Source organism: Brevundimonas bullata, from assembly GCF_014207965.1.
Lineage (GTDB): Bacteria > Pseudomonadota > Alphaproteobacteria > Caulobacterales > Caulobacteraceae > Brevundimonas > Brevundimonas bullata_A.
Window position 1 is genome coordinate 576,395 of record NZ_JACHLM010000002.1, and the last position, 22,252, is coordinate 598,646.

Sequence of the window (22,252 nt, forward strand, 5' to 3'; positions counted from 1 at the left end):
TTAACGTCCGCTTTCATCCCGCCTTCGCTTGGCGCGTCGTCCCTCCCGTCCTAAGAACCCTGCCATGATCCTCGTCGTCGATAACTACGACAGCTTTACCTACAACCTCGTCCACTACCTCGCGGAGCTGGGCGCCCAGACGCACGTCGTCCGCAATGACGACCTGACGGTGGACGAAGCCTGGGCCTTGAAGCCCGAGGCCGTGCTGCTGTCGCCCGGCCCCTGCGCCCCGGATCAGGCCGGCATCTGCCTGCCGCTGATCACGACCGCGCCGCTGGATATGCCCATCTTCGGCGTCTGCCTGGGCCACCAGGCCATAGGGCAAGCCTTCGGCGGCGACGTCATCCGCGCCAAGACCCTGATGCACGGCAAGACCTCGCCGATCGAGCATGAGGGCCGCAGCCTGTTCAAGGGCCTGCCCTCGCCCTTCACCGCCACCCGCTATCACTCGCTGGCCGTGCGTCGCGAGACCCTGCCGGATGAGTTGGAAGTCACCGCCTGGACCGCAGATGGCGAGATCATGGGTCTGGCCCACCGGACCCGACCGATCCACGGCGTTCAGTTCCACCCGGAATCCATCGCCACCGAGCACGGCCACGCCATGATCGCCAACTTCCTCGACCTGGCGGGCGTCAAACGCGCGGCGACGGTCTGAGGCCATGGACGGTTTCAAACCTTTGCTGGGCAAGCTGGTCGACGGTCGCGTCCTGACGCCGGATGAAGCCCACGCCTTCTTCTCCGCCTGCCTGCGCGGCGAGCCGACCCCGTCCCAGGTCGCCGCCGCCGTCACCGCCCTGCGCATCCGCGGCGAGACAGTGGACGAGATCGTCGCCTTTGCCACCGCCATGCGCGACGCCGCCCTGTCGCTGGATCATCCGTTCGACGAGGTGATCGACACCTGCGGCACAGGCGGCGACGGCCAGCACACCTATAACGTCTCGACGGCCGCCGCCTTCGTCCTGGCGGGCGCCGGCCTCAAGGTCGCCAAGCACGGCAACCGCGCCATCAGCTCCAAATCCGGTTCCTCCGACGTCCTGGCGGCGCTGGGCGTCAACCTGGACGCCACCATCCCGCAACAGGCCCTCGCCCTGGATCAGGCCGGCATCGCCTTCCTGTTCGCCCCCACCTATCACGGGGCCATGCGCCACGTCGGGCCGGTGCGCGCCGAGATCGGTTTCCGCACGGTTTTCAACCTTCTGGGGCCGCTTTGTAATCCGGCGCATGCGAACCGACAGGTCATGGGCGTCTATGATCCCGCCCTGCTGGAGCCTCTGGCCGAGGTTCTGGGCCGCCTCGGCGCGCGCCGAGCCTGGACCGTCCACGGTCAGGGTCTGGACGAGCTGACCACCACAGGTTCGACCGAGGTGGCCGAGTGGAAGGACGGCGCCGTCCGCCGCTTCACCGTCATGCCCGCCGACGCCGGATTGCCGCTGGCCACCCTGGACGACCTGCGCGGCGGCGACGCCGAGCATAATGCAGCCGCGCTAACCGCCCTGCTGGCTGGGGCGCCCGGCCCCTATCGCGACATCGTCGTGCTGAACGCCGCCGCCGCCCTGGTGGTGGCCGACCGCGCCGCCGACCTGCGTGAAGGCGCCGAACTGGCCGCCGCCGTCATCGACGACGGCCGCGCCGCCGCCGCGCTGGAAACCCTGGTGCGCGTCACCAACACCCCCATCGAACCCGAGGCCGCATGACCGACGTTCTGGCGAAAATCGCCGCCTACAAGCGCGACGACGTAGCCGCCCGCAAGATTGCGACCCCTCAGGACGCCGTCGAGGCCCTTGCCGCGCAGGCCTCAGCCCCGCGCGGCTTCCGCGCCGCTCTTGAACGGGTCGCCGAGGAGACCGGCCGCCCCGCCCTGATCGCCGAGATCAAGAAGGCCAGCCCGTCCAAGGGCCTGATCCGCGCCGACTTCGATCCGCCCGCGCTGGCCAAATCCTATGAGCGCGGCGGCGCCACCTGCCTGTCCGTCCTGACCGACGGCCCCAGCTTCCAGGGCGACGACGCCTTCCTGGCCGCCGCCCGCGACGCGGTCGCCCTGCCCTGCCTGCGCAAGGACTTCCTGGTCGACCCCTGGCAGGTGGCCGAGAGCCGCGCCCTGGGCGCCGACTGTATCCTCATCATCCTGGCCATGGTCGACGACGCTTTGGCCGCCGACCTGCTGGCCGAGGCCGAGCGCTTCGGCATGGACGCCCTGATCGAGACCCACGACGAGGCCGAAATGGCCCGCGCCTGCAAGCTGGGCGGCGATCTGGTCGGGATCAACAACCGCAGCCTTCGCACCTTCGAGGTCGACCTCGACGCCACCGAGCGCCTGTCCATGCTCAGCCCGGTGAAGGCCCTGCTGGTGGCCGAAAGCGGCATTTTCACCCCCGACGACGTCGAGCGCGTCGCCGACGCCCACGCCCAGGCCATCCTCGTCGGCGAAAGCCTGATGCGTCAGGAGGATGTGGAAGCGGCGACCCGGGCTCTGCTGTCCTTCATTTGACTTCATCAGCGCATCCGGAAGTCTGATTTTCGGGCTTTTTCAGCGCCAGGAGCGCTCGACGCTTGACCGCGGCGTGAGTCGCCCCTATTCGCCCCTTCTCCTCCTCGCGGAGGGGAATGCGGGTGTAGCTCAGTTGGTTAGAGTGCCGGCCTGTCACGCCGGAGGTCGCGGGTTCGAGTCCCGTCACTCGCGCCATTCTCTTCACTGAAGAAAATGGCGCGCCCTGCCCGCGGATGGCGATGTCGCCCCTTGTTTAAACTGATCAGTCCCTCGCCGCTAGCTTTTTGCTGCTAGTTCAGCGGCGCGGTTTCTTGCGGTCTGACGAACTCGGAACGACCGCTCAACTCACCATAAAGCATCGACAGATCCTCAAAGACCCGACCCCAGGCGAACTGTTCGACCGTCTTGACCCGCGCCGCCTGACCCAAGGCCTCCACGTCGCGGGCGAACAGCGCCTCGACGGCCTCGGCGTAGTCGGCTGGATCTGCTGATCGCGCCAGTTGCCCCACACTCAGGTCGACCGTCTCGGCCACCCCGCCGGCGTCAACGCCAACGACCGGGCGTCCGCAGGCCATAGCCTCCAGCACAATCAGACCGAATGGCTCCTTGTCATTGGCGTGAACAAAAGCGTCGCAGCTGGCGATGATCCGGGCCACAGCCTTGGGGTCCTTTTCATAGGGCAGCGAGATTACCCGATCTTCGGCCGGCATGCCCGCCCCGGCGCCGACCAGGACTAGATAATAGGGCGCGCCCAACCGCTGAACGGCGTCGATCAGAACGTCGACGTTCTTTTCCTTGGCCGGACGGCCCGCAAAACACAGCAGACGAGCATCCGCCTCAAGGCCAAGCTTTTTCAACAGCCAGTCGCGGTCCCGACGATCGGGATGAAAGGTGCCCACCTCGACCCCGAGAGGCCGAATTACAATGTCGCCTACGCCTGCCTCTTCCAGCCGTCGCGCGATGAAGCGGCTGGGTGATACGACGCGGTCGAATTGAGAAAAGAGCTTGGCCCAGCGTTTCTCGACCGGCTTCTTGGCCCACTCGCCGAAATGCAGAGCCGCCAGTCCCGCCGGGTCAGAGTGGCAGAAGCCGACCACTGGACAACCGGCGCGTTGCCCGGCTTCCAGTGCGCCCTGCCCGGGGGTATAGGGATCACCAGCCTCGATCACGGTCGGGTTCATGGACGCCACCCAGGCACCCCAGCGCCGCACGGAACTGGGCCAGCGATAGCCGTCGCCGAATGGCAGCTTGGCCGCATGAAGCTGGACGATTCCGCTGCTATCTGCCCGATGCTTGGCCCCCGGCACGACCAGGGTATGCGCGACCGAAGGGCGGTTCGCCTCAAGCCAAGCCTTCTTGGACAGCAGGTACCGCTTCACCCCGCCCGAACGAGGAGCGAACAGCATGGTGGTGTCAACCAGTCGCGGTCGGGGATCAGCCGTGGAAGCCTTCAAGACGCGTAGCGTCTCCGCGACCTCTTCGTCCAAGCCAGGAAACAAGCGCAGTTCACTTTCCTGGACGTCGATGTCGCTGATTCTCATTGATAAGCCCCCACCAGAGTTCGCCCCCTCAACGCGGCCGGCTCTGGATTGGATGCGACTTGCGCGTTTGGAATTGACCATGAATCGGCCCTAGCCTCGGAAACTCCTGCGCTCAAGCACCCATTTACCCAAGCGCGGCCATATCGACGAAAATCCTGATTTTCATCTCCCGTTCAGGTTCGGGGTCTTAACCACGGCCTTGCATTCGCCTCAAATTCGAGAAACTTGGGGCATGGTGTCGTCGAGCCTGTTAAACGGGCGACTGGCGTCCTTGCGCGTGTGTCCTCGAGGGGTTTCTATCTAATGCGTATTCTACTCGCGACCGCTGTGGCGATCGCCCCCTTGATGGTTGCTGCCGGCGCTCACGCCGAGGAAGTGATCTCGACTGCTCGCACCACACCCATAGCGACGTCCAAGGCTACAACAGCCGGCACGCCCGACAGCATTAGGCTAGCCAGTGGTGGTTCCATCTCAGTGACTAGCGGCGCCGCTGTCACCATTGATTCGAACCATAGTGTGGACCTGGACGGCGGGTCCTCGATCACGATGACCAAGGCCGCCGACGGCGCAACCGGTATCCTTGCCCAGGGCGGCACGACTGGTCCGATCACCATCGGCGGCACGATCTCGATTTCTGATGACATCGAGGAATACAAGGACACTGACAAGGACGGCGACCCTGACGGCCCGCTGGCTTCAGGCACCGGACGCTACGGTCTTCGGGTAACCGGCCCCGGCGCCAAGACCGGCGACATTCTGATTGAGACGGGCGGGGCGATCCTCGTCGAAGGCAATAACTCCTACGGGGTTTCGATTGAGGCGCCGCTGGTGGGTAACCTGACCAGCTTCGGCAACGTGAGTGTCACGGGCGATAACACCAAGGGTGTCAGCGTCACCGGGCCGGTTACCGGCAACGTAAGTCTTCTGGGCTCAGTCTCGGCCCGTGGCGAGAACGCTGTGGGCGTGGCCGTTGACGGCGCTGTCGATGGCCGCCTTGCTATTCAGGGGACGATCACGTCCACGGGCTATCGCTATACCACCCGGCCGCAGAACAAGCCGACCAGCGGCACGGTTCCGGCCGAAGTCCTGTTCCTCGAAAACCTGGACGCTGACGACCTGCTGCAGGGCGGTCCCGCCGTAAGCATCGGCGCAAACGTCGCCAAAGGCGTGTTGTTTGACACAGGCCCTGCTTACAGCGCCGCGGGGATCGACGGCGACGACAACGGCAACGGCGTCAAGAACGGCGACGAGGATGATGACGGCGACGGCGTCAAAAATCGCGATGACACGGATCGCGACGGCGACGGTCTGCCGGACGCCAACGAAGGCGTGGCCAAGGTCACCTCGTATGGCGCCGCCCCGGCAGTGGTGGTTGGCTCGACCGCAAATGCTGTCACGCTCGGCGTCGCTGGCACGGGCAACAATGCCTATGGATTCGTCAACCGCGGCGAAATCTTCGGCATCGGCGTTTATGACAAGGTCGCACCCACAGCGCTGCAGTTCGGTGTGGCTGGCGGTCAGGCTGTAACCATCCAAGGTGGCGTCCGCAACGAAGGTTCTATCGCGGTTCTGGCCAACGAAGCCGACGCTACGGCCGTTCGCTTCGCTGCGGGCGCTACGTCGCCAACCATGATCAATACTGGCACCATCAGCGCGGCCTCGGCCACGCAAGGCGCCAACCAGGTCACGGCCGTTCGGATTGAGGCCGGAGCGAATGTCGCCTCACTCAACAATGATGGCGTGATCGCGGCCACGGCGGGTGGCGGCAAGGCCAACACGACAGCAATCGCGGACCTGAGCGGCAGCCTGACCTCGATCACCAACACTCGGTCGATCCAGGCCAATGTTTCGGCCAACGCTGATGGCAGCGCGATCACCGGGAAGGCGACCGCCATCGACGTCAGCGCCAACACTTCTGGCGTCACCTTCACCCAAAAGGGCATCGCCGGGACGGCCACGACTGCCGATCCGGACACTGACGGTGACGGCGTGACGGATTCGCGCGAGCCCACGACCTTCGGCGACATCAAGTTGGGTTCGGGTGCGGACCTTCTGGACATCCAGAACGGGGTTGTTGTGGGCGACATTTCGTTCGGCGCAGGCGCCGACCGCCTCTCGATCTCGGGCGGGTCCGTCGTGCGCGGCGCCATCACCAACTCCGACGGCCTGCTGGATATCGACATTACCAAAGGCACGCTCGACGCTCGCCAGGGCGGGGTGACGACGATCAGCAACCTCAACATCGGCGCCGACGGCGACTTGATCGTCACGCTTGATCCGGCCAAGGGCACGAACAGCGGCTTTAAGGTTGACGGCGTCGCCAACATCGCGACCGGCGCGGGCCTGGGCGTGCGTTTCAACTCGCTGCTGCAGGACCCCACCCGCTTCACCATCATCGACGCCAACACTCTGAATACAGGCGCGATCGATCCTGACTCAGTCCAGGCTAACTCTCCCTACGCCTTCGTCGTGAAGGCCGGAGCCGACGCCGCTGCGGGCGAGATCTATGTCGATGCACGTCGCCGGACGGCGGAAGAGGCCGGCATGATCAAGGTCGAGGCCTCGGCCTATGACTCGATCTATGACGCACTCGGCCAGAACGAAGTTATCCGCAACGCCATCCTGAACCAGACCGGCCGCGATGGCTTCTTCGACATCTACGAGCAGATGCTGCCTGACCACTCGGGCGGACCTCTGCTTTCGCTCGCAAGCGGCGTCGATGCCGTGACGCGCGCCCTGACTGGCCGCAATGCCTCGGCCGCGCCGGGCGAGACCAGCGCCTGGGTCCAGGAAATCAACTTCTACGCCGACAAGGACAAAACTGACTCATACGGCTTCCGTTCGGAAGGCTTCGGCGTCGCCGGCGGCGTGGAGCGTGGCACCAACATGGGTGCGGTCGGCCTTACCGCCGCCTTCACTTCGTCGGACCTGGAAGATCCCGAATCTGCAGCGGAAGAAGTTCTGTCAGCCAACCTGCTGGAACTGGGGCTCTATTGGCGTGCTCAGGGCCAATACTGGACGACCTGGGCCCGCGCCGCAGGCGGCTACGCCTCATTCAACGCGACCCGCAAGCTGGTCGCCGACGGCATCAACCTGAAGAACGAATCTGACTGGCACGGCTTCACTCTGGCTGCCGCGGGCGGCGCCTCGTATGAGCGCAACTTCGGTCGCGTGAACGTCCGTCCTGAAATCTACGCCGAGTACTTCTCGCTCAGCGAAGACGCGCGCACTGAAAAGGGCGGCGGCGATGGCTTCGATCTCAAGATCGACGAACGCGACGGTCACATGTTCTCCGGCGTCGCCGCAGTGAACATCGGCTACGGCTTTGGCAAGGACGGCTGGATCCGCCCGGAAATCCGTGCGGGCTGGCGTCAGAACTTCTCGGTCGATGCCGGCACCACCATCGCTCGGTTCGCCTCGGGCGGCGACGCCTTCACCTTGGATCCTGCCAGCATCGAGGGCGGCGGCCCCATCCTCGGCTTCCGCCTGAATGTAGGCAACGACCTGGGCATGTTGTCGATCACCGGAGACGCCGAACTGCTGGAAGACTATGTCCGCTACACTCTGTTGTTGCGCGCCAGCTTCAAGTTCTGATCGGCCAACGTCGAACAGCAAAGAGGCCGCTGGGTTCGCCCGGCGGCCTTTTTAATAACGACAGCCGCGTCGTTACTTTTGTCCCTGTCGGCGCTAGACACCTCTTCAAACCGAGGAGCGGCGCATGGCCCAGGACTATGACGATAACGAAGAAGACGGCGGCGGCTTCGATGTGGACGACTGGGCCCGCCTGAAGCCCTTCATTGGCGCCGTGGCGACGCTCGAGGACGTTCAAGCACGCCGAGCTATTTTCGCCCTAGGCGACACGGAAGACGCCCGCACGCTCGACATGGACCTGCCCCAACCCATCATCTGGTGGGAAGATGACGGGGAGCAGGCCGCAGTGGTCGTTCAGGCCGAATGTCACATCGGATCCGACGGAGAGCCCATGGAGGTGCTGGGGCTGATCCTGCCCGATGGCAGCGGAGCTGTGGCCTTGATGGACGACGTCGATATCGTGGACGACACTGATCCGACATGGCGCGACCTTGTCGCCAATGCAATCGACGCATCCGACGCTGACGACTAGGTCTCTAGCCAGATAGCCCCCTCCTGCGAAACTTACAGCAGGGGGTAAAGGCTGAGATCCACCCGGGGTCGAGCTTCACCGCTTCGTCTTTCCTTTATACGACGCCTGTTAGCCGAGCCTCGGTTCAGAACCTGATCGAGAGGAGCGCGCTAGAGGTCGAAACGGCGGCTCCAGCCGTCGAAAGCGACTTCAACGTTGTCAGGAAGAGATGCTGACAAGGCATTGTAATCCAGATCAATATGCAGGTTTGTCAGCACTGCCCGACCAACCCCGGCCTGGGAGACCCATTCCAGCGCCTTGTCGACATGAGCATGAGTCGGATGGGGCGTGTAGCGCAGGGCGTCGATGATCCACAGGTCGGCGCCGCGCACCGCCCCCAACGCCGCCTCATCCAGATCGGATACGTCGCTGGAATAGGCGACCGGCCCGACCCGATAGCCAACCGAACGGATCGGCCCATGCGTCTGATCGAAGGTCACGACGGGCATTTCGCCGCCCGCCCCGTCGATACCCCAAGCCTCGCCATGAGCCGGAATGCGATGGGCCTCTAGAATGGCCGGATAGCCGTGCTGGCTCTCGAAGATGTAGTCGAAGCGCTTGGTCAAGGCGTGATGGGTGGCGGGGTCCATCCAGGCCTGGATACGTCGTCGCGCATGGATGGCGAAGACGCGCAGATCATCGATGCCGTGCGTCTGGTCGGCGTGGTCGTGGGTGTAGAGGACAGCATCAACATGGGTGATCCCGGCCATCAGCGCTTGGCTTCGCAGGTCAGGCGAGGTGTCGATCAGGACGCTCGTGGTTCCATCCGGCCCATGACGCCGCGCCAGCATGGAACAGCGGGTGCGTCTGTTTCTGGGCTCATTGGGATCGCAGTCGCCCCAGTCGCCGTCGCCGCGCGGCACGCCGCCGGACGAGCCGCAACCGAGGATGACAATCTCTAGTTCTCCCGGCTTGCTCATTCGGCGGGCCGGGGAATGCGGTCGAACAGGGCGAAGAAGGCGTCGGTCGTGCGCCGGTCAGCTTCTTCGAGCGACCAGCCTCGGATTTCAGCCAGCTTCTGCAACACCAGGCCGACATAGGCTGGTTCATTGCGCCGCCCGCGATGGGGGATGGGCGCCAGATAGGGGCAGTCGGTTTCGACGATGATCCGGTCCTCGGGCATCCGGCGAATGACCTCGCGCACGTCCTCCGCCGCCTTGAAGGTGGCGATGCCCGAAACGGAGAACCAGGCGCCGAGTTCCGCTGCGGTTTCAGCCAGTTCTATGCCGCTGGTATAGCAGTGCATCAGGAGCTTGAAGGGGCCCTTGGCGTGCTCCTCGCGCAGGATGGCGGCCATGACGTCGTCGGCCTCACGCGTATGCACCACCAGCGGCAGGCCAGTTCGGCGCGCAGCGTCGATGTGCTGGCGGAAGACCGCCGCCTGCTCGTCGCGCGGGCTGAGGTCGTAGTGGAAGTCCAGGCCGCACTCGCCGATGCCGATGACGCGCGGCCGCTGGGCCAGGGCGACCAGTTCGTCGGCGGTCATTTCGACGTGGTCCTTGGCTTCGTGCGGGTGGGCCCCGACCGTGCACCAGATGTCGTCATGGGCCATGGCCAGGGCGTGCGTCGCCTCAAAGGTCGACAGCTTGTCCGAAATCTCGACCATCAGGCGCACGCCCGCCTCGCGGGCGCGGGCGATGACGTCGTCGCGGTCCTCGTCGAACTGAGGGGCGTGCAGATTGACGTGACTGTCGATGATCATCTCAGGGCCTTGGTGCGGGCGATGTCGGCCAGGGCGCCGGCCAAGACGTCGGCGCGGTCAAGGTTGATGGCCGCCGTGCGGTCCGGCAACTCGGCCAGGCGGGTCCACAGCTCGGCCCAGCGTGCGCCCTGCCCCGCCGGAGCCTCGAGCGCGCGCACCTTGACCGCCGCAATCAGCCGATCCATCAGGGCCTCGAACCGCGCCTGGCCTTCAGCCCCGCGAAAACCGTCGGCGACGGCCAGCTGTTCGGCACGATCGACAGCGTCGCCCAGAACCCAACTGCGCGCCACAGCGTCGACTTCCTGCATGGCGCCCGACGACAGAGCCAGGGCCGCGCCGGGCGATCCGCCCGCCATGTCGGCGGCCAGTCGTGCGTCGTCGGGATCGGCGCCGGTGCGATTGCGCACCAGGGTCTCCAACTGATCCGGGGTCCAGATCGGGAAGCTTAGACGGCGGCAGCGCGAGCGGATCGTCGCCAGCAAGCGGCCCGGCGCATGGGTCACCAGCAGCAGGACGCCGCGCTCAGGCGGCTCTTCAAGAATCTTCAACAAGGCGTTGGCGGCATTGATGTTCAGGTCGTCGGCGGCGTCGATAATGGCCACACGATACTGAGCCTGGGACGGGCTCTTGGCGAAGAAGCCCGGCAGGTCGCGGGCCTGATCCACCGAGATGGTCTTCTTCTGCTTGCCACCCTCGACCAGCCGCTCCATCACCAGCAGATCTGGATGGGACTGGGCCGAAACCAGCTGGCTGACCGGATCATAGGGCGCGGCGCCCAGCGGCCCGCGCGTCGGATCGGACGCGGCCCCCAGCAGGCGGCGCGCGGCGCGATAGGCGAAGGTCGCCTTTCCGCTGCCCTCGACCCCGCACAGCAGCCAGGCGTGGTGCAGTCGTCCCCGGCTCAGGGCGTCAAGAAAGGCTTCTTCGGCGGCGACGTCCGGGACCAGGTCGAACCGGTCGCGCGGGTGTTCGCTCACAGCAGCCGCTCGGCGACGGCGCTCCGCAGGCGTTCGGAAACGGCCTCAAGCTCGCCCGTGGCGTCGATCACGACGCAGCGTTCCGGGTGGCGGCGCGCCACGCCGAGGAAGCCTTCACGGAGCTTCTGATGGAAGGCCAGCCCCTTGGACTCGAACCGGGTCTCGAACAGGCCGCGACCGAAGGCGCGCTCCAGCCCGACTTCGACCGGCAAGTCGAACACCAGTGTCAGATCCGGTTGATCCTCGGCCACGATGGCGGCGTCCAGAGCCTCGATCAGGGTTTCGGACGCGCCGCCGCCCGCACCCTGATAAACACGGCTGGAATCGGCGAAACGATCGCAAACTACCCACTTGCCGGCGTCCAGAGCCGGACGAATGGTGCGCTCCAGATGATCCGAGCGCGCGGCGTACATCAGCAGGGTCTCGGTACGCGGCGACCAGCGCTCGGCGTCCCCGGCCACGACAATGTTGCGAATAACCTCCGCGCCGGGCGAACCACCCGGCTCGCGCGTTTGGATGACGTCGATTCCAAGCGAGCGAAGGTGCTCGACCAACAGGCGCGCCTGCGTGGTCTTGCCAGCTCCCTCGCCGCCTTCGAATGTGATGAACTTACCGCGCTGCACCCGCGCACAATGGCGAGCCCGGCGCGTCAGGCAAGCCTTAACCGCCTGATATCAACAGGGCGTCGCCAAACCCGCGTGCGATAACCGCCTGACGGGCCTGTTCAGCGGCGTTAGCGTCGGGCCAGGGACCAACGATCACCCGAAACTGGGCCTGGCCGACGCCGTTCAGGTCCTGAACCGTCGCGCGATCGCCCAGACGGTCAGCGATTCGCTTGGCGGCCCGACGGTCCGAAAAGGCTCCCGCCTGAACCCAATAGGCGGATGCGCCCGAGACCACAGGTGCCACCGTCGTCACGGGTTGAATATAGGGCCTCGGCTGCGGCGCCGGCTCCACTTCTGCTCGCCGCATCGCCATTCCGCCCCCTGTCCTCGGCGCGCGACCGACATAGCGCACCCTCACCTCGCCTACGCCCTGCGACAACAGGCCCAGCTCCTCTGCCGCTGCACGCGACAGGTCGATGATCCGGCTGTCCACGAACGGCCCCCGGTCATTGACGCGCAGGATGACACGGCGCCCATTGGCGCGATTGGTCACCTCCACCAGGCTCGGCAACGGCAGGGTCTTGTGCGCCGCCGTCAGGGCGGTCATGTCGAACCGCTCACCCGTCGAGGTCGGGCGACCGTTGTGCTGCGCCCCGTACCACGACGCCATGCCGACCTCGTCATAATTGGGCTGTTCGACCGGACGGTACCAGCGGCCCTTGATCTGATAGGGCCGCATCGTACCGGAAACGATGGGCGCGGGATCGGTCACGACCGGCGGACGCAGTGGAGCGTCGCGCCCGCCACCGATACTGGCGCAGGCCGCCAAGGTGGAAAAGGCGACGGCAGCCGCCGCGCCCTTCAGCATTCTCGACATCATGGTCGTACGCACTCCGGTTCACTCAAAGTGATCGTCGCAGAGGAGGTTTCCGGTTTGGTTAACAAGGTGTTTGAGGCTATGCGTCCGCACGTCGCGGCGACGCCTTCGCGCCCGCGCCCTGTTCTTGAAGCGAGCGCCTTGAAACCCTCCCTCTACCAGACCCGTTCGGGCGTCTTCGCCTTGGCGACCCTGTGCTGCATCCTGTGGGGCAGCGCCTATCCCGCCATCAAGAACGGCTATGCCCTGCTGCACATCGCCCCCAGCGACATCGCCAGCCAGATGCTGTTCGCTGGCTGGCGCTTCGCCCTGGCCGGCGCGATCCTGCTGATGGTCGCCACGGCGATGAAGAAGCAGATCCTGGCGCTGAGCCGTCGGCAGATGGGCCAGGTCGCCCTGCTGGGCCTGACCCAGACGGCGATCCAGTACGTCTTCTTCTATATCGGCCTGGCCCACGCCAGCGGTGTGAAGTCGTCCATCATGAACGCCACGGGCGTCTTTTTCAGCGTGGTCCTCGCCCACTTCATCTATGCGAACGACCGGCTCAGTGCGCGCAAGCTGCTGGGCTGCGCCGTCGGCTTTCTCGGCGTGGTGGTGGTCAATCTGGGCGGCGGCGCCCTGGGTTTTGATTTCAGCCTGCTGGGCGAAGGCTTCGTCATCATCGCCGCCTTCGTGCTGGCGGCCGCCTCCATCTATGGCAAGCGCCTGTCGGCCAGCATGGACCCCATGGTCATGACGGGCTGGCAGCTTCTTGTTGGCGGCCTGATTCTGACCGGCGTCGGCATGGCGGGCGGCGGGCGGCTGGAAGGGTTCAACCCCCAGTCCGGCGCTCTGCTGCTCTATATGGCCCTGCTTTCCTCGGTGGCCTTCGCAGTGTGGAGTCTGCTGCTGAAGCACAACCCGGTCGGTATGATCGCCGCCTTCAACTTCCTGGTCCCGGTCTTCGGCGTGGCCCTGTCGGCTATCTTCCTCGGAGAATCTCTGTTGCGGTGGAGCTATCTGGCGGCGCTGGCCCTGGTCTGCGGAGGCATCTGGTTGGTGACCCGCCCGCCGGCGCCTGCGAGGGCCTGAGATGTTGCGTGGATAGCCTGCGCTTTGTGCTTGGGCGGCGGCGAACTTGACGCTATGCACGCCTCCGCGCGCTGTCTCGACTCGCGCCGACCGGTCACCAGAACCAGACCGGCTCGATGTGGAAGTGTGGCCGAGTGGTTTAAGGCACTGGTCTTGAAAACCAGCGACGGTGAGAGCCGTCCGTGGGTTCGAATCCCACCGCTTCCGCCACTCCCACTCGAAAAACTGCATCGAGATGCATCGACGCCGGCATGTCTGAGCACAAGCTCGAGCGACAGCTTCACGGGCCCCTAGATGGCGAAGCGCCACCCGCCGCTCCAACCTTGCCTGGCGGGCGCTAACCGATGAGGTTGACGCCCGCCTTCCTCCAGGAAGTCAGCTTAATCAGTGGGGCTGCCCGTCCCTCCTCCTATGACTTCGAGATCAGGAACAACGCGGCGCTTCATCGTCCAGGCTGAAAACGTCGGAAGCACCAGAAGCGTCAAGGCCGTGGCGGTCAGCAGACCTCCGATGACCACGGTGGCCAAAGGCTTCTGGACCTCGGCGCCCGCCCCATGCGCCAGCGCCATAGGGATGAAGCCCACGATGGCCACCAAGGCTGTGGTCAGCACGGCTCGAAGGCGGCTGGACGCGCCCTCGATGGCCGCAGACGCGGGGGGCTGGCCTGCCCGCAGCCGTTCCTGGATCGTCTGCATCAACACTAGTCCGTTCAGGGTTGCGACGCCGGACACGGCGATGAAGCCGACCGCCGCCGAGACCGAGAACGGCATTCCTCTGAGCAACAAGGCCAGCGCCCCTCCGACCAGAGCCAGGGGCACGCAGGCGAAGACCAGTCCCGCCTCAGTGAGCGACCCCAGCGCCATGAACAGCAGGACGCCGATCAGGACGAAGACGATGGGCACGACAAGACCAAGGCGTTGCTCCGCGCGCTTCAGGTTCTCGAACTGACCGCCCCACTTGAGGCGGTATCCGACCGGCAGAGCGACTTCGGCGACCGATCTTTGCGCCTCGGTGATGAAGCCGCCCAGATCGCGGTCACGCACATTGGCCTGGACCACCATGCGCCGGCTGCCGTTCTCGCGGCTGATCTGGTTCGGCCCTTCGGCGATGTGGATGCGCGCCACCGAAGATAGAGGCACGACGACGCCCGAGCCGGAAACAATCGGCAAGGCCGCCAGGGTGGCCGGATCGTTTCGCTCATCGTCGGGCAGGCGCACGACGACGTCAAAGCGACGGTCGCCTTCAAAGATACGACCGGCCTCGGCTCCTCCTATGGCGGTGGAGACTGTCTCGGAGACATCCGCGGCGGACAGGCCATAGTTGGCGGCGGCGAAACGGTCGACGCTGATGGTCAGGGTCGGCAGACCGGACGCCTGCTCCACCCGCACGTCGGCTGATCCGGGCGTGGCCCGCAGCTTGGCGGCCACCGCCTCCGCCGTTTTTTGAAGGGTGGCGAAATCGTCGCCATAGACGATGACGGCCAGGTCGGTGCGGACCCCCGAGATCAGTTCGTTGAAGCGTAACTCGATCGGCTGGCTGAATTCAAAGCTGTTGCCGATCTGCTGGTTGGCTACCGCGTCGATGCGGGCGATCAGGTCTTCCTTCGACAACCTGGGATCAGGCCAATCCTTGCGGTCCTTCAGGATAATGACCGCGTCCGAGATGTTGGCGGGCATGGGATCGACGGCGGCCTCGGCCGTGCCGGTGCGCGAGAAGACGGTCTCGACCTCGGGCTGCGTCTTGATGGCGCGCTCCAGAGCCATCTGCATGGCCAGGGATTGCTCCAGCGAGGCGGAAGGCACGCGCAGGGCCTGCATGGCGATGTCGCCCTCGTCCAGCGTCGGGATGAACTCCCGGCCCAAACTGATGAAGGAGACGGCGCCCACAGCCAGCGTCGCCAGAGCGGCGATCAGAACCACCTTGGGACGCGCCACCGCCGCGATGATGGCTGGCAGGACCCAGCGGCGGGCGAAGCGCAGAACCCGCGTCTCGTGCTCCACGGCCTGACCTTTCGGGTCCAGATTAACCGTCTTCGGTTCGCGCACGAACAGGGCCGCCATGGCCGGGACGAAGGTGAAGGAGAGGATGAAGGCGCCGACCAGGGCCAGCATCACCGTCGCCCCCATGGGCACGAAGGTCTTGCCTTCGACCCCTTCCAGCATCAGCAGCGGGGTGAAGACTAGGAGGATAATAAGCTGGCCAAAGGCCGCCGGCTTGACCATCCGGCGCGCCGCCAGCATCGCCACGCCAAGGCGTTCGTTGCGGGTCAGCATGCGCCCCAGCTCGGCCCGTTTCTGGGTCAGCATCAGCAGGGTGCTCTCGATCACCACCACGCCGCCGTCGACCATCAGGCCGAAGTCGAGCGCGCCCAGGCTCATCAGGTTTCCGCTGATGCCGAACCGGTTCATGCCGATGACGGCGAACAGGAAGGACAGCGGAATCATCAGCGCCGTAATCGCCGCCGCCCGGAAGTTTCCGAGCAGCAGGAACAACACGACAATGACGAACAGGGCCCCTTCGATCAGGTTGCGGGCCACCGTTGAAATGGTCGAGTTGACCAGGTCGCTGCGGTTCAGGACGGGGGCTGCAACAATACTGGGCGGCAAGGACGCCCCGACCTGTTCCAATTGCTTCGCGGCGGCCTGAGCCACGGTGCGGCTGTTCTCTCCGGCCCGCATCAGTGCCGTGCCGAGCACGGCCTCGTGGCCGTCGCGGCTGGCGGCGCCCAGACGCGGCGCCTGGCCGATTTCGACGGTGGCCACGTCGGCGACACGAACGACCAAGCCGCCGCGGTTGACGACCGGCGCCTGAGCCAAATCTTCGACCGTCGCGGCCAGCGCGTCGGTGCGAACCACCAGGGCCTCCCCCGCCCGCTGGACATAGCCGGCCCCGGCCTGGGTGTTGGCGCGTTCCAGCGCCAGCACCAGATCGCTCATGCCCAGACCATAGCGGGTCAGTGCCGCCGCGTCGGGACGAACCGCGTATTCCTTCACATAGCCGCCGTTGACGTCGATCCCGGCCAGACCGGGCGCGGTGCGCATTTGCGGAGCGATGATCCAGTCCTGAACGGTGCGCAGATAGGTGGCGCGCTGCTACGGCGTGGTCAGTCGCTCGCCTTCTGGCGTCAGATAGGCACCGTCGGCCTGCCAGCCCGGCTTGCCGGCAGCGACCGTGGTCTTGAGGCTGAAGGGGACGTAATCGACCGTCCACATCAGCACCTCGCCCAGACCCGTCGTGATGGGCGACAGGTCGGGCTCGACGCCTTCGGGCAAACTGTCGGACGCCTGTCGCATCCGCTCAGCCACCTGCTGGCGGGCGAAATAGATGTCGGTCTGGTCCGTGAAAACGACGGTGACCTGGCTGAAGCCGTTGCGCGACAATGACCGAGTGCTGACCAGTCCGGGGATGCCGGACATGGCTGTTTCCAGCGGATAGGTGACCTGTCTTTCGATCTGTTCGGGCGCCAGAGCCGGGGCGACGGTCGTGATCTGGACCTGTCGGTTGGTGATGTCGGGAACGGCGTCGATCGGCAGCTTGGTCAGTTCGAAAAGACCCAGCCCGGCGACCAGCGCCACGGCCAGGACGACGAACCAGCGGAAGCGGATGGACGCCTCGATGAGAGCCTTGAACATGATCCTTCGCCCCTAGTGGCCGTGCTCGGCATCGCCCTTGGCGAGCTCGGCTTTCAGCAGGAAGGCGTTGGCGCCGGCGATGCGTTCGCCGCCGGTGAGGCCGCGTACGATCTCGGATCGCCCGCCCGCCTGGCGACCGACCAGAACCGGCGTCGCACGGAAGCCGCTCTCGGTGCGCACAAAGACGACGGTCGCGCCCTCGACGGTCTGCACGGCTTCGGCGGGCACGGTAACGCCGCCGACGGCTTCTCCGGTCAGAACCGTACCTGTGACCGCTGATCCAGCGGGCGGCAGGACGCCGCCTGTCGGGCGTGCGTGGATGACGGTGGCGCCGCTTTCGACGCCGCCGCCCGCCGCCACGCCGGTCACGACGCCGCTCACTTCGCCCGAGGGCGTCGTGACGCGGATCGCGCTGCCCGCGCGAACATGGTCGGCCACCGCCGGTGGAGCGCTGAACACCATTTCAAGACGTGCTGGATTGGTGATCTCGGCGACCACGCCGCCCTGGGCCGCAAAGCCTCCCGGGCCGACCAAGACGCTGCTGACGACGCCCGAAATGGGGCTGGCGACGCTGAGGCGGCCCATGGCGTCAGGCGATCCCGCCGCGACGGAGCGGGCGCGAGCGGCGCGAGCGGCGGCCTCGGCGCTCAGGGCCTGGGCGTGGGCGACCTCGGCGTCGCGCCGTGCGACCACCCCCTGATCAGCCAGGTCTTCTTCGCGGCGATGCGCCTGCTGGGCGGCGATCGCCGTGGCCTGGGCCGCGTCGGCGTCAGCTCTCAAGGCGGCCGCGTCGCCGCTGACCAGGATGGCCAGCGTCTGGCCCACGCGCACCGACTGCCCTGGCGCCACCAGCACGCGCTCGACACGGCCAGCCACGGCGGCCGCCACGGCGGCGCGAGCGTCCACCATGGGCGCGACCCGGCCGGACAGGCGGACCTCGCCCCCGCCGCCGCCGCCCACGGCGACGACCGTGATGCCCACGGCCTCGATCTCAGCGGGCGTCAGTTCCACGACGCCCTCCTCTGCGACGTCCTCTGAAGGTCCGTCAGCATGGCTGCCTTCGGTGGCCTCGACAGGCGCGGCTTTCGGTTGGCTGTTGAGCCTATAGAGACCCGCACCGCCCAGCAGAACGACGGCGGCGGCTCCGGCCATCAGCCAGGTCTTGTTCAGTCCAGTGGCGCGTTTCATTGAACAGCTCCAAACGGGGCGCGGCCTTGCAGGCGCGCCAGATCGATTTCCGCCCGGACTCGCGCCAGGCGGGCGTCGACGGCGGCGTTGCGGGCGGAGATCAGGGCGGCGCGCGATGAGCGCAGCTCCAGTTGCGAGATACGCCCGGCGTCAAAGCCGATGCGCGACAGGCGATAGGCTTCCTGCGCCGCCGCCACCCCGGCGTCTGTGGCCGAGACCCGGCTGGCCGAGGCGTTCAGCCTGGCCTTGGCGGCGTTGCGATCCGCCTGCGCCTCTTGGCGCGCGCTCATCAGGCGGGCCTCCGCGGCGCGATATTCCGCCTGGGCGGCGTCGATATTGCCCCGGTTCTGGTCGAACAGAGGCAAGGTCAGGCTGAGCCCGAAGGTCAGGGCCGTGGCGTCCTCAGCCTCATAGCGGCGCATGCCGACCGAGGCGCTGACGTCCGGGCGGGACTGAATGCGCTCGATGGCGATCCGCCGCTCGGCGGCGTCGCGTTCGGCCTCCGCGACGCGCACGACGGGCGTGGCGTCGCCGCCGACCATGGAAGCCGGCGGAACCTGATCGATCAGGCTGGCCTCAATCCCCGTCACCGGCGTCGGCAGCATGGCGATCGCCGTCAACCGCGCGAAGGCGGCGTCGCGTTCAGCCTGAGCTTCATCCAGACTTGCGCGGGCCGTGGCGGCTTCGCTCTCACCCTGAAGGGCGCGAACCATGGGCTCGCGGCCTTCTTCGACCAGGGTCAGGGCCGCACGGGCGTCGGCCAGGGTGACGCTCAACGCCTCTTCGGCCAGATGGAAGCGGCGCTCGGCGGCCTCGGCCTCGGCATAGACCAAAGCCAGGCGACCGGCGGCTTCGACCAGAGCGAGATCGCGACGAAGCGCCGCCGTCCCGGCCTCGGCTCGGGCGACATCGACCCGAGCACCGCGGCGGCCCCAGAGTTCGAGCTCCTGAGTAAGGCCCAGCGTCGTTTCGGCGTTGCCGAAGCCCTCGAAAGGCCCGCTGCCGAACGCGTTCTCGACGTCCAGAGCTAGGGTGGGGTTGGGGCGGACGCGGGCCTGCCGGACGCGGGCCTCGGCGGCGTCACGTAGGGCGTCGGCCTCTACCGTCGCAGGAGCGGCACCCACCTGCTGCAGCAGGATTTCGAACGCGGGCGCGGGATCGGCCCAGGCCGGGCCGGCGAGTGCGGTCGCCAAGGCGACCATGGCGCAGCCCGCCGCGAGACGCGGCGGACGACGATAAGGGGATGGCATATCCTGTTTCCCGGAATGTTGACGTGAAGGGCGCGCGAAGGCGCGCGATCACGTCAGCCCCTGGGAGGGCGCTCTGGACCGGCGGGCGGGTGCGAGATCAGCCGATGGGAAGGACGGGTCAGCAAGACTCCGCGCACAACCACGCGATCAAGCGTGGCGTCCTGACGCGCGGGCGTCGAGACGCCGCCATGATGACAATGCCCGTGGGAACAAGCCGGATGGTTTGCTGCGTCTGCGGGATGAGGGTCGCTGCTGTGGTCGTCGATGACCAGTACGGCGGCTTCTGACGGCTCGCCTTCGGTCCCGCAACTCATGGTGTCAACGGTGGGAACCAGCACGAAGAGCGCCAGGAACGACGCCATGAACGCCGTCAACACCCCTCGCCTGATCGCGTTGAAGTCCATGGCGCCTTCTAGCACGCTCCTTGCCCCCTACAATCGCGTGATTGTCGCAGCAGCCCCGCTTGATCTCATCGGGGCGAAGAGCGCATAAGGAACAAATGAGGAACAAATGTTCGCAGCCCGACGCGCTCGCAGCGCTGAAGATCAGACTGGAGGCGCTGGATCGCACCGGCGGCCGTCGGGTCGATACGGCTCCACGCGAGGGTCGCGACAATGCCTTTTCGCCTCTGGCTGCGGGCGTATTGCATGACCTCTATGCGGCGACGCCAGCAGACGCCGTGGCGGTCAACGCCTTTGGACTGGGAATGGCGCTGCGGGCGGCGTCGGGACGACCCATCGTGTGGGCTCTGCATGAGATGATGGGACAGGAGGCGGGTCGTCCGCACGGGTCGGGCCTGCACGAGATGGGCCTAGCGCCGCGCGACCTGCTGCTGGTGCGGGCGCGCGACGCGCAGTCCTTGCTGGCCATAGGCGAAGAGGCCCTGCGCAGTTCCGCTGTGGGGGCAGTGCTGCTGAGCGCCTGGGGCGAGGCCAAGGCCTTTAGCCTGACGGCCAGCCGGCGCCTGGCGCTGGCGGCGGAGACCGGCGGGGCGACCCTTTTTCTGGCGCGGGCGGGGGCGGCCCCCTGTCCCAGCGCCGCCGAGACCCGCTGGTCGGTAGGGTCTTGCGCTTCGGAACCTCTGGAAGGCGGAGCGCCGGGGCGACCGTGTTTTTCCGCGACCCTGCTGCGGCGACGCGGCGGCGGGGCGACCGGAACCTGGATCATGGAGTGGGATCGTGACGGGCGAACATTCCGCGCACCGGCGCCGCTATCTGGCGGTCTGGTTCCCCTGGCTGCCCAGCGACCGGCTGCGGCGTCAGGAACAGGACAGAGACGCGCCGCCTGATGGTGCGCCGCCAGCGGAAGGGCCGCACGTTGTTCTGGTTGAGAAGGTCAAGGGCGCGCTGCGTCTGGCCGCCGTCGATCCCGCAGCGGCGCGGGCGGGACTGACGCCCGGCCTGACCCTGGCCGACGCCCAGGCGCGTACCCCTGCCCTGTGTGCCGTCACCCACCGACCCGACGCCGACGCCGCCCTGCTGGCGCGGGTTCTGGAGGATTTCGGCCGCTTCACTCCTATGATCGCCCTGGACCTGCCGCACGGTCTGATGCTGGACGTGACCGGCTGCGCCCACCTGTTCGGCGGGGAGACGGGCCTATTGCGGGCGGTCCAGACGCGGGCGGGCCGTATAGGCTTGCAAGTCCGCAGCGCCTTGGCCGGAACGCCTCAGGTCGCGCGCGCTCTGGCCCGCTTTGGCCCCGGCGGGATCTTCTCAGAGGGTCAGGACCGCGCTGCAGCGCGGCGTCTGTCGGTTGCGGCGCTGGAGTTGTCGGACAAGGAGGAACAGGCCCTGCGCCGCGCCGGGCTGAAACGTCTGGCCGATCTGGACGACCGCCCGCGCGCGCCCTTGGCCGCTCGCTTCGGCGCCGACTTCCCCGCCCGCCTGGCGCGGGTCCTGGGCGACGAGGACGTGCGCATCACCCCGCATCGCCCGCCCGCCCCCGTCGTCGTGGACCGCATCTTCTTCGAACCCGTCTCGGCGCCTGAGGACATCGAGCGCGTCCTGTCCGACCTGTTGATCGAGACCATGGACCGGCTGGGTCAAACAGGCCTGGGGGGACGGGCCTTCGAGGCCGGCTTCTATCGTGTGGACGGCGAGGTGCGCCGCGTCGTCGTCCGCACCGGTCGCCCGATGCGTGATGCGCCCGCCACCTTGCGGCTGTTTCGCGAACGGATGGCGGCCCTGTCCAACCCACTGGACCCCGGCTTCGGCTTCGACCAGATGCGGATGTCGGTTCCCTGGACCCAGACCCTGACGCCGACCCAGCAGGGGCTGGAAGGCGAGACGCCGGGCGAGGAAGCCTTCAGCCGCCTGATCGACCGCCTGACGGCCCGTCTAGGCCCTGAGGCGGTGCTGCGCTTCGAGCCCTTCGCCTCGCATATTCCCGAACGCGCGGCGCGGCTGATCCCGGCCTCGACCCGCCCTAGCGGCGAGATCTGGCCCGACCTCGACCCCGACGATCCGCCCTTGCGCCCGCTGCAGATGTTCGCCCCGCCCCAGCCGGTCGAGACCTTGGCCGAGGTGCCCCACGGCTACCCTCTGAAGTTTCGCTGGCGCCGCGTTCTGCACGAGGTGACGCGCGCCGAAGGCCCCGAGCGGATCGGCGGCGAATGGTGGCGCGCACCGGACCAACGCACCCGCGACTATTACCGGGTCGAAGACCGGGACGGCCGCCGCTTCTGGCTGTTCCGTCAAGGCCTTTATGGGGAAACGCCCGAACCGCGCTGGTTCATCCACGGTCTGTTCGCATGAGCGCGC

17 protein-coding genes, 2 tRNA genes and 1 pseudogene are annotated in these 22,252 nt (G+C 66.8%); 10 read left to right on the forward strand and 10 right to left on the reverse strand.

Annotation, left to right across the window (positions count from 1 at the left end):
* Positions 1-64: 64 nt before the first annotated feature.
* From HNP51_RS07435 to HNP51_RS07450, 4 genes are all read left to right on the forward strand, one after another.
* On the forward strand, positions 65-655 hold the full coding sequence (locus HNP51_RS07435; RefSeq protein WP_184268631.1) for an aminodeoxychorismate/anthranilate synthase component II: 591 nt from the start codon (positions 65-67) through the stop codon (positions 653-655).
* 4 nt (positions 656-659) lie between these two features.
* Positions 660-1,694: an anthranilate phosphoribosyltransferase gene (gene trpD / locus HNP51_RS07440; RefSeq protein ID WP_184268633.1), complete on the forward strand. Its 1,035-nt coding sequence runs from the start codon at positions 660-662 to the stop codon at positions 1,692-1,694.
* Positions 1,691-2,488, forward strand: a complete 798-nt coding sequence (gene trpC / locus HNP51_RS07445) for an indole-3-glycerol phosphate synthase TrpC (protein ID WP_184268635.1) — start codon at positions 1,691-1,693, stop codon at positions 2,486-2,488. Before trpD ends, trpC begins: the two co-directional genes overlap by 4 nt.
* A 118-nt stretch (positions 2,489-2,606) precedes the next feature.
* Positions 2,607-2,683: transfer RNA gene (locus HNP51_RS07450), tRNA-Asp, on the forward strand.
* A gap of 95 nt (positions 2,684-2,778) precedes the next feature.
* On the opposite strand, the gene HNP51_RS07455 is transcribed toward HNP51_RS07450, so the two are convergent.
* A complete protein-coding gene (locus HNP51_RS07455; RefSeq protein WP_184268637.1) occupies positions 2,779-4,029 on the reverse strand; it encodes a glycosyltransferase in 1,251 nt (416 codons plus the stop codon).
* A 303-nt stretch (positions 4,030-4,332) separates the two neighbouring features.
* Between HNP51_RS07455 and HNP51_RS07460 the strand changes: the two genes are divergently transcribed.
* Positions 4,333-7,623, forward strand: a complete 3,291-nt coding sequence (locus tag HNP51_RS07460; protein ID WP_184268639.1) for an autotransporter domain-containing protein — start codon at positions 4,333-4,335, stop codon at positions 7,621-7,623.
* Positions 7,624-7,747: 124 nt separating this feature from the next.
* Entirely contained in the window at positions 7,748-8,152 is a 405-nt protein-coding gene (locus HNP51_RS07465; RefSeq protein ID WP_184268641.1) for a hypothetical protein, read from the forward strand.
* 149 nt (positions 8,153-8,301) lie between these two features.
* Here the strand turns inward: HNP51_RS07465 and HNP51_RS07470 are convergent, their stop codons facing one another.
* The 5 genes from HNP51_RS07470 to HNP51_RS07490 are packed head-to-tail and all read right to left on the reverse strand — an operon-like array spanning position 8,302 to position 12,367.
* Entirely contained in the window at positions 8,302-9,111 is an 810-nt protein-coding gene (locus tag HNP51_RS07470) for an MBL fold metallo-hydrolase (protein WP_184268643.1), read from the reverse strand.
* The gene (locus HNP51_RS07475) at positions 9,108-9,893 is read right to left on the reverse strand and encodes a TatD family hydrolase (protein WP_184268644.1); all 786 of its coding nucleotides are present in this window, start codon (positions 9,891-9,893) and stop codon (positions 9,108-9,110) included. Before HNP51_RS07475 ends, HNP51_RS07470 begins: the two co-directional genes overlap by 4 nt.
* Positions 9,890-10,870, reverse strand: coding sequence for a DNA polymerase III subunit delta' (locus HNP51_RS07480; protein ID WP_184268646.1), 981 nt, complete (start codon positions 10,868-10,870; stop codon positions 9,890-9,892). Before HNP51_RS07480 ends, HNP51_RS07475 begins: the two co-directional genes overlap by 4 nt.
* Complete coding sequence (gene tmk / locus HNP51_RS07485; RefSeq protein ID WP_184268648.1) at positions 10,867-11,493, reverse strand: dTMP kinase; 627 nt, start codon at positions 11,491-11,493, stop codon at positions 10,867-10,869. Before tmk ends, HNP51_RS07480 begins: the two co-directional genes overlap by 4 nt.
* Positions 11,494-11,530: 37 nt before the next feature.
* On the reverse strand, positions 11,531-12,367 hold the full coding sequence (locus HNP51_RS07490; protein ID WP_311770663.1) for a septal ring lytic transglycosylase RlpA family protein: 837 nt from the start codon (positions 12,365-12,367) through the stop codon (positions 11,531-11,533).
* A gap of 126 nt (positions 12,368-12,493) precedes the next feature.
* Here HNP51_RS07490 and HNP51_RS07495 point away from each other — a divergent pair, with 126 nt between their 5' ends.
* Together HNP51_RS07495 and HNP51_RS07500 are read left to right on the forward strand one after the other, a co-directional pair.
* Positions 12,494-13,423, forward strand: coding sequence for a DMT family transporter (locus tag HNP51_RS07495; protein WP_260398377.1), 930 nt, complete (start codon positions 12,494-12,496; stop codon positions 13,421-13,423).
* Positions 13,424-13,543: 120 nt separating this feature from the next.
* A tRNA-Ser gene (locus tag HNP51_RS07500) sits at positions 13,544-13,633 on the forward strand.
* A 170-nt stretch (positions 13,634-13,803) separates the two neighbouring features.
* On the opposite strand, the pseudogene HNP51_RS07505 reads toward HNP51_RS07500, so the two are convergent.
* From HNP51_RS07505 to HNP51_RS07520, 4 genes and pseudogenes are all read right to left on the reverse strand, one after another.
* Positions 13,804-17,055: pseudogene (locus HNP51_RS07505) on the reverse strand (efflux RND transporter permease subunit).
* Between the two features lie 12 nt (positions 17,056-17,067).
* A complete protein-coding gene (locus HNP51_RS07510; RefSeq protein WP_184268652.1) occupies positions 17,068-18,243 on the reverse strand; it encodes an efflux RND transporter periplasmic adaptor subunit in 1,176 nt (391 codons plus the stop codon).
* Positions 18,240-19,493, reverse strand: coding sequence for a TolC family protein (locus HNP51_RS07515; protein WP_184268654.1), 1,254 nt, complete (start codon positions 19,491-19,493; stop codon positions 18,240-18,242). The genes HNP51_RS07510 and HNP51_RS07515 overlap by 4 nt, the downstream gene beginning before the upstream one ends.
* Before the next feature lie 53 nt (positions 19,494-19,546).
* Positions 19,547-19,897, reverse strand: coding sequence for a hypothetical protein (locus tag HNP51_RS07520; protein ID WP_184268656.1), 351 nt, complete (start codon positions 19,895-19,897; stop codon positions 19,547-19,549).
* A gap of 95 nt (positions 19,898-19,992) precedes the next feature.
* On the opposite strand from HNP51_RS07520, the gene HNP51_RS07525 reads away from it, so the two are divergent.
* Both HNP51_RS07525 and HNP51_RS07530 read left to right on the forward strand, forming a co-directional pair.
* Entirely contained in the window at positions 19,993-20,781 is a 789-nt protein-coding gene (locus tag HNP51_RS07525) for an ImuA family protein (protein ID WP_184268658.1), read from the forward strand.
* Complete coding sequence (locus tag HNP51_RS07530; RefSeq protein ID WP_184268660.1) at positions 20,672-22,246, forward strand: DNA polymerase Y family protein; 1,575 nt, start codon at positions 20,672-20,674, stop codon at positions 22,244-22,246. Before HNP51_RS07525 ends, HNP51_RS07530 begins: the two co-directional genes overlap by 110 nt.
* The last annotated feature ends 6 nt before the right edge of the window (positions 22,247-22,252 follow it).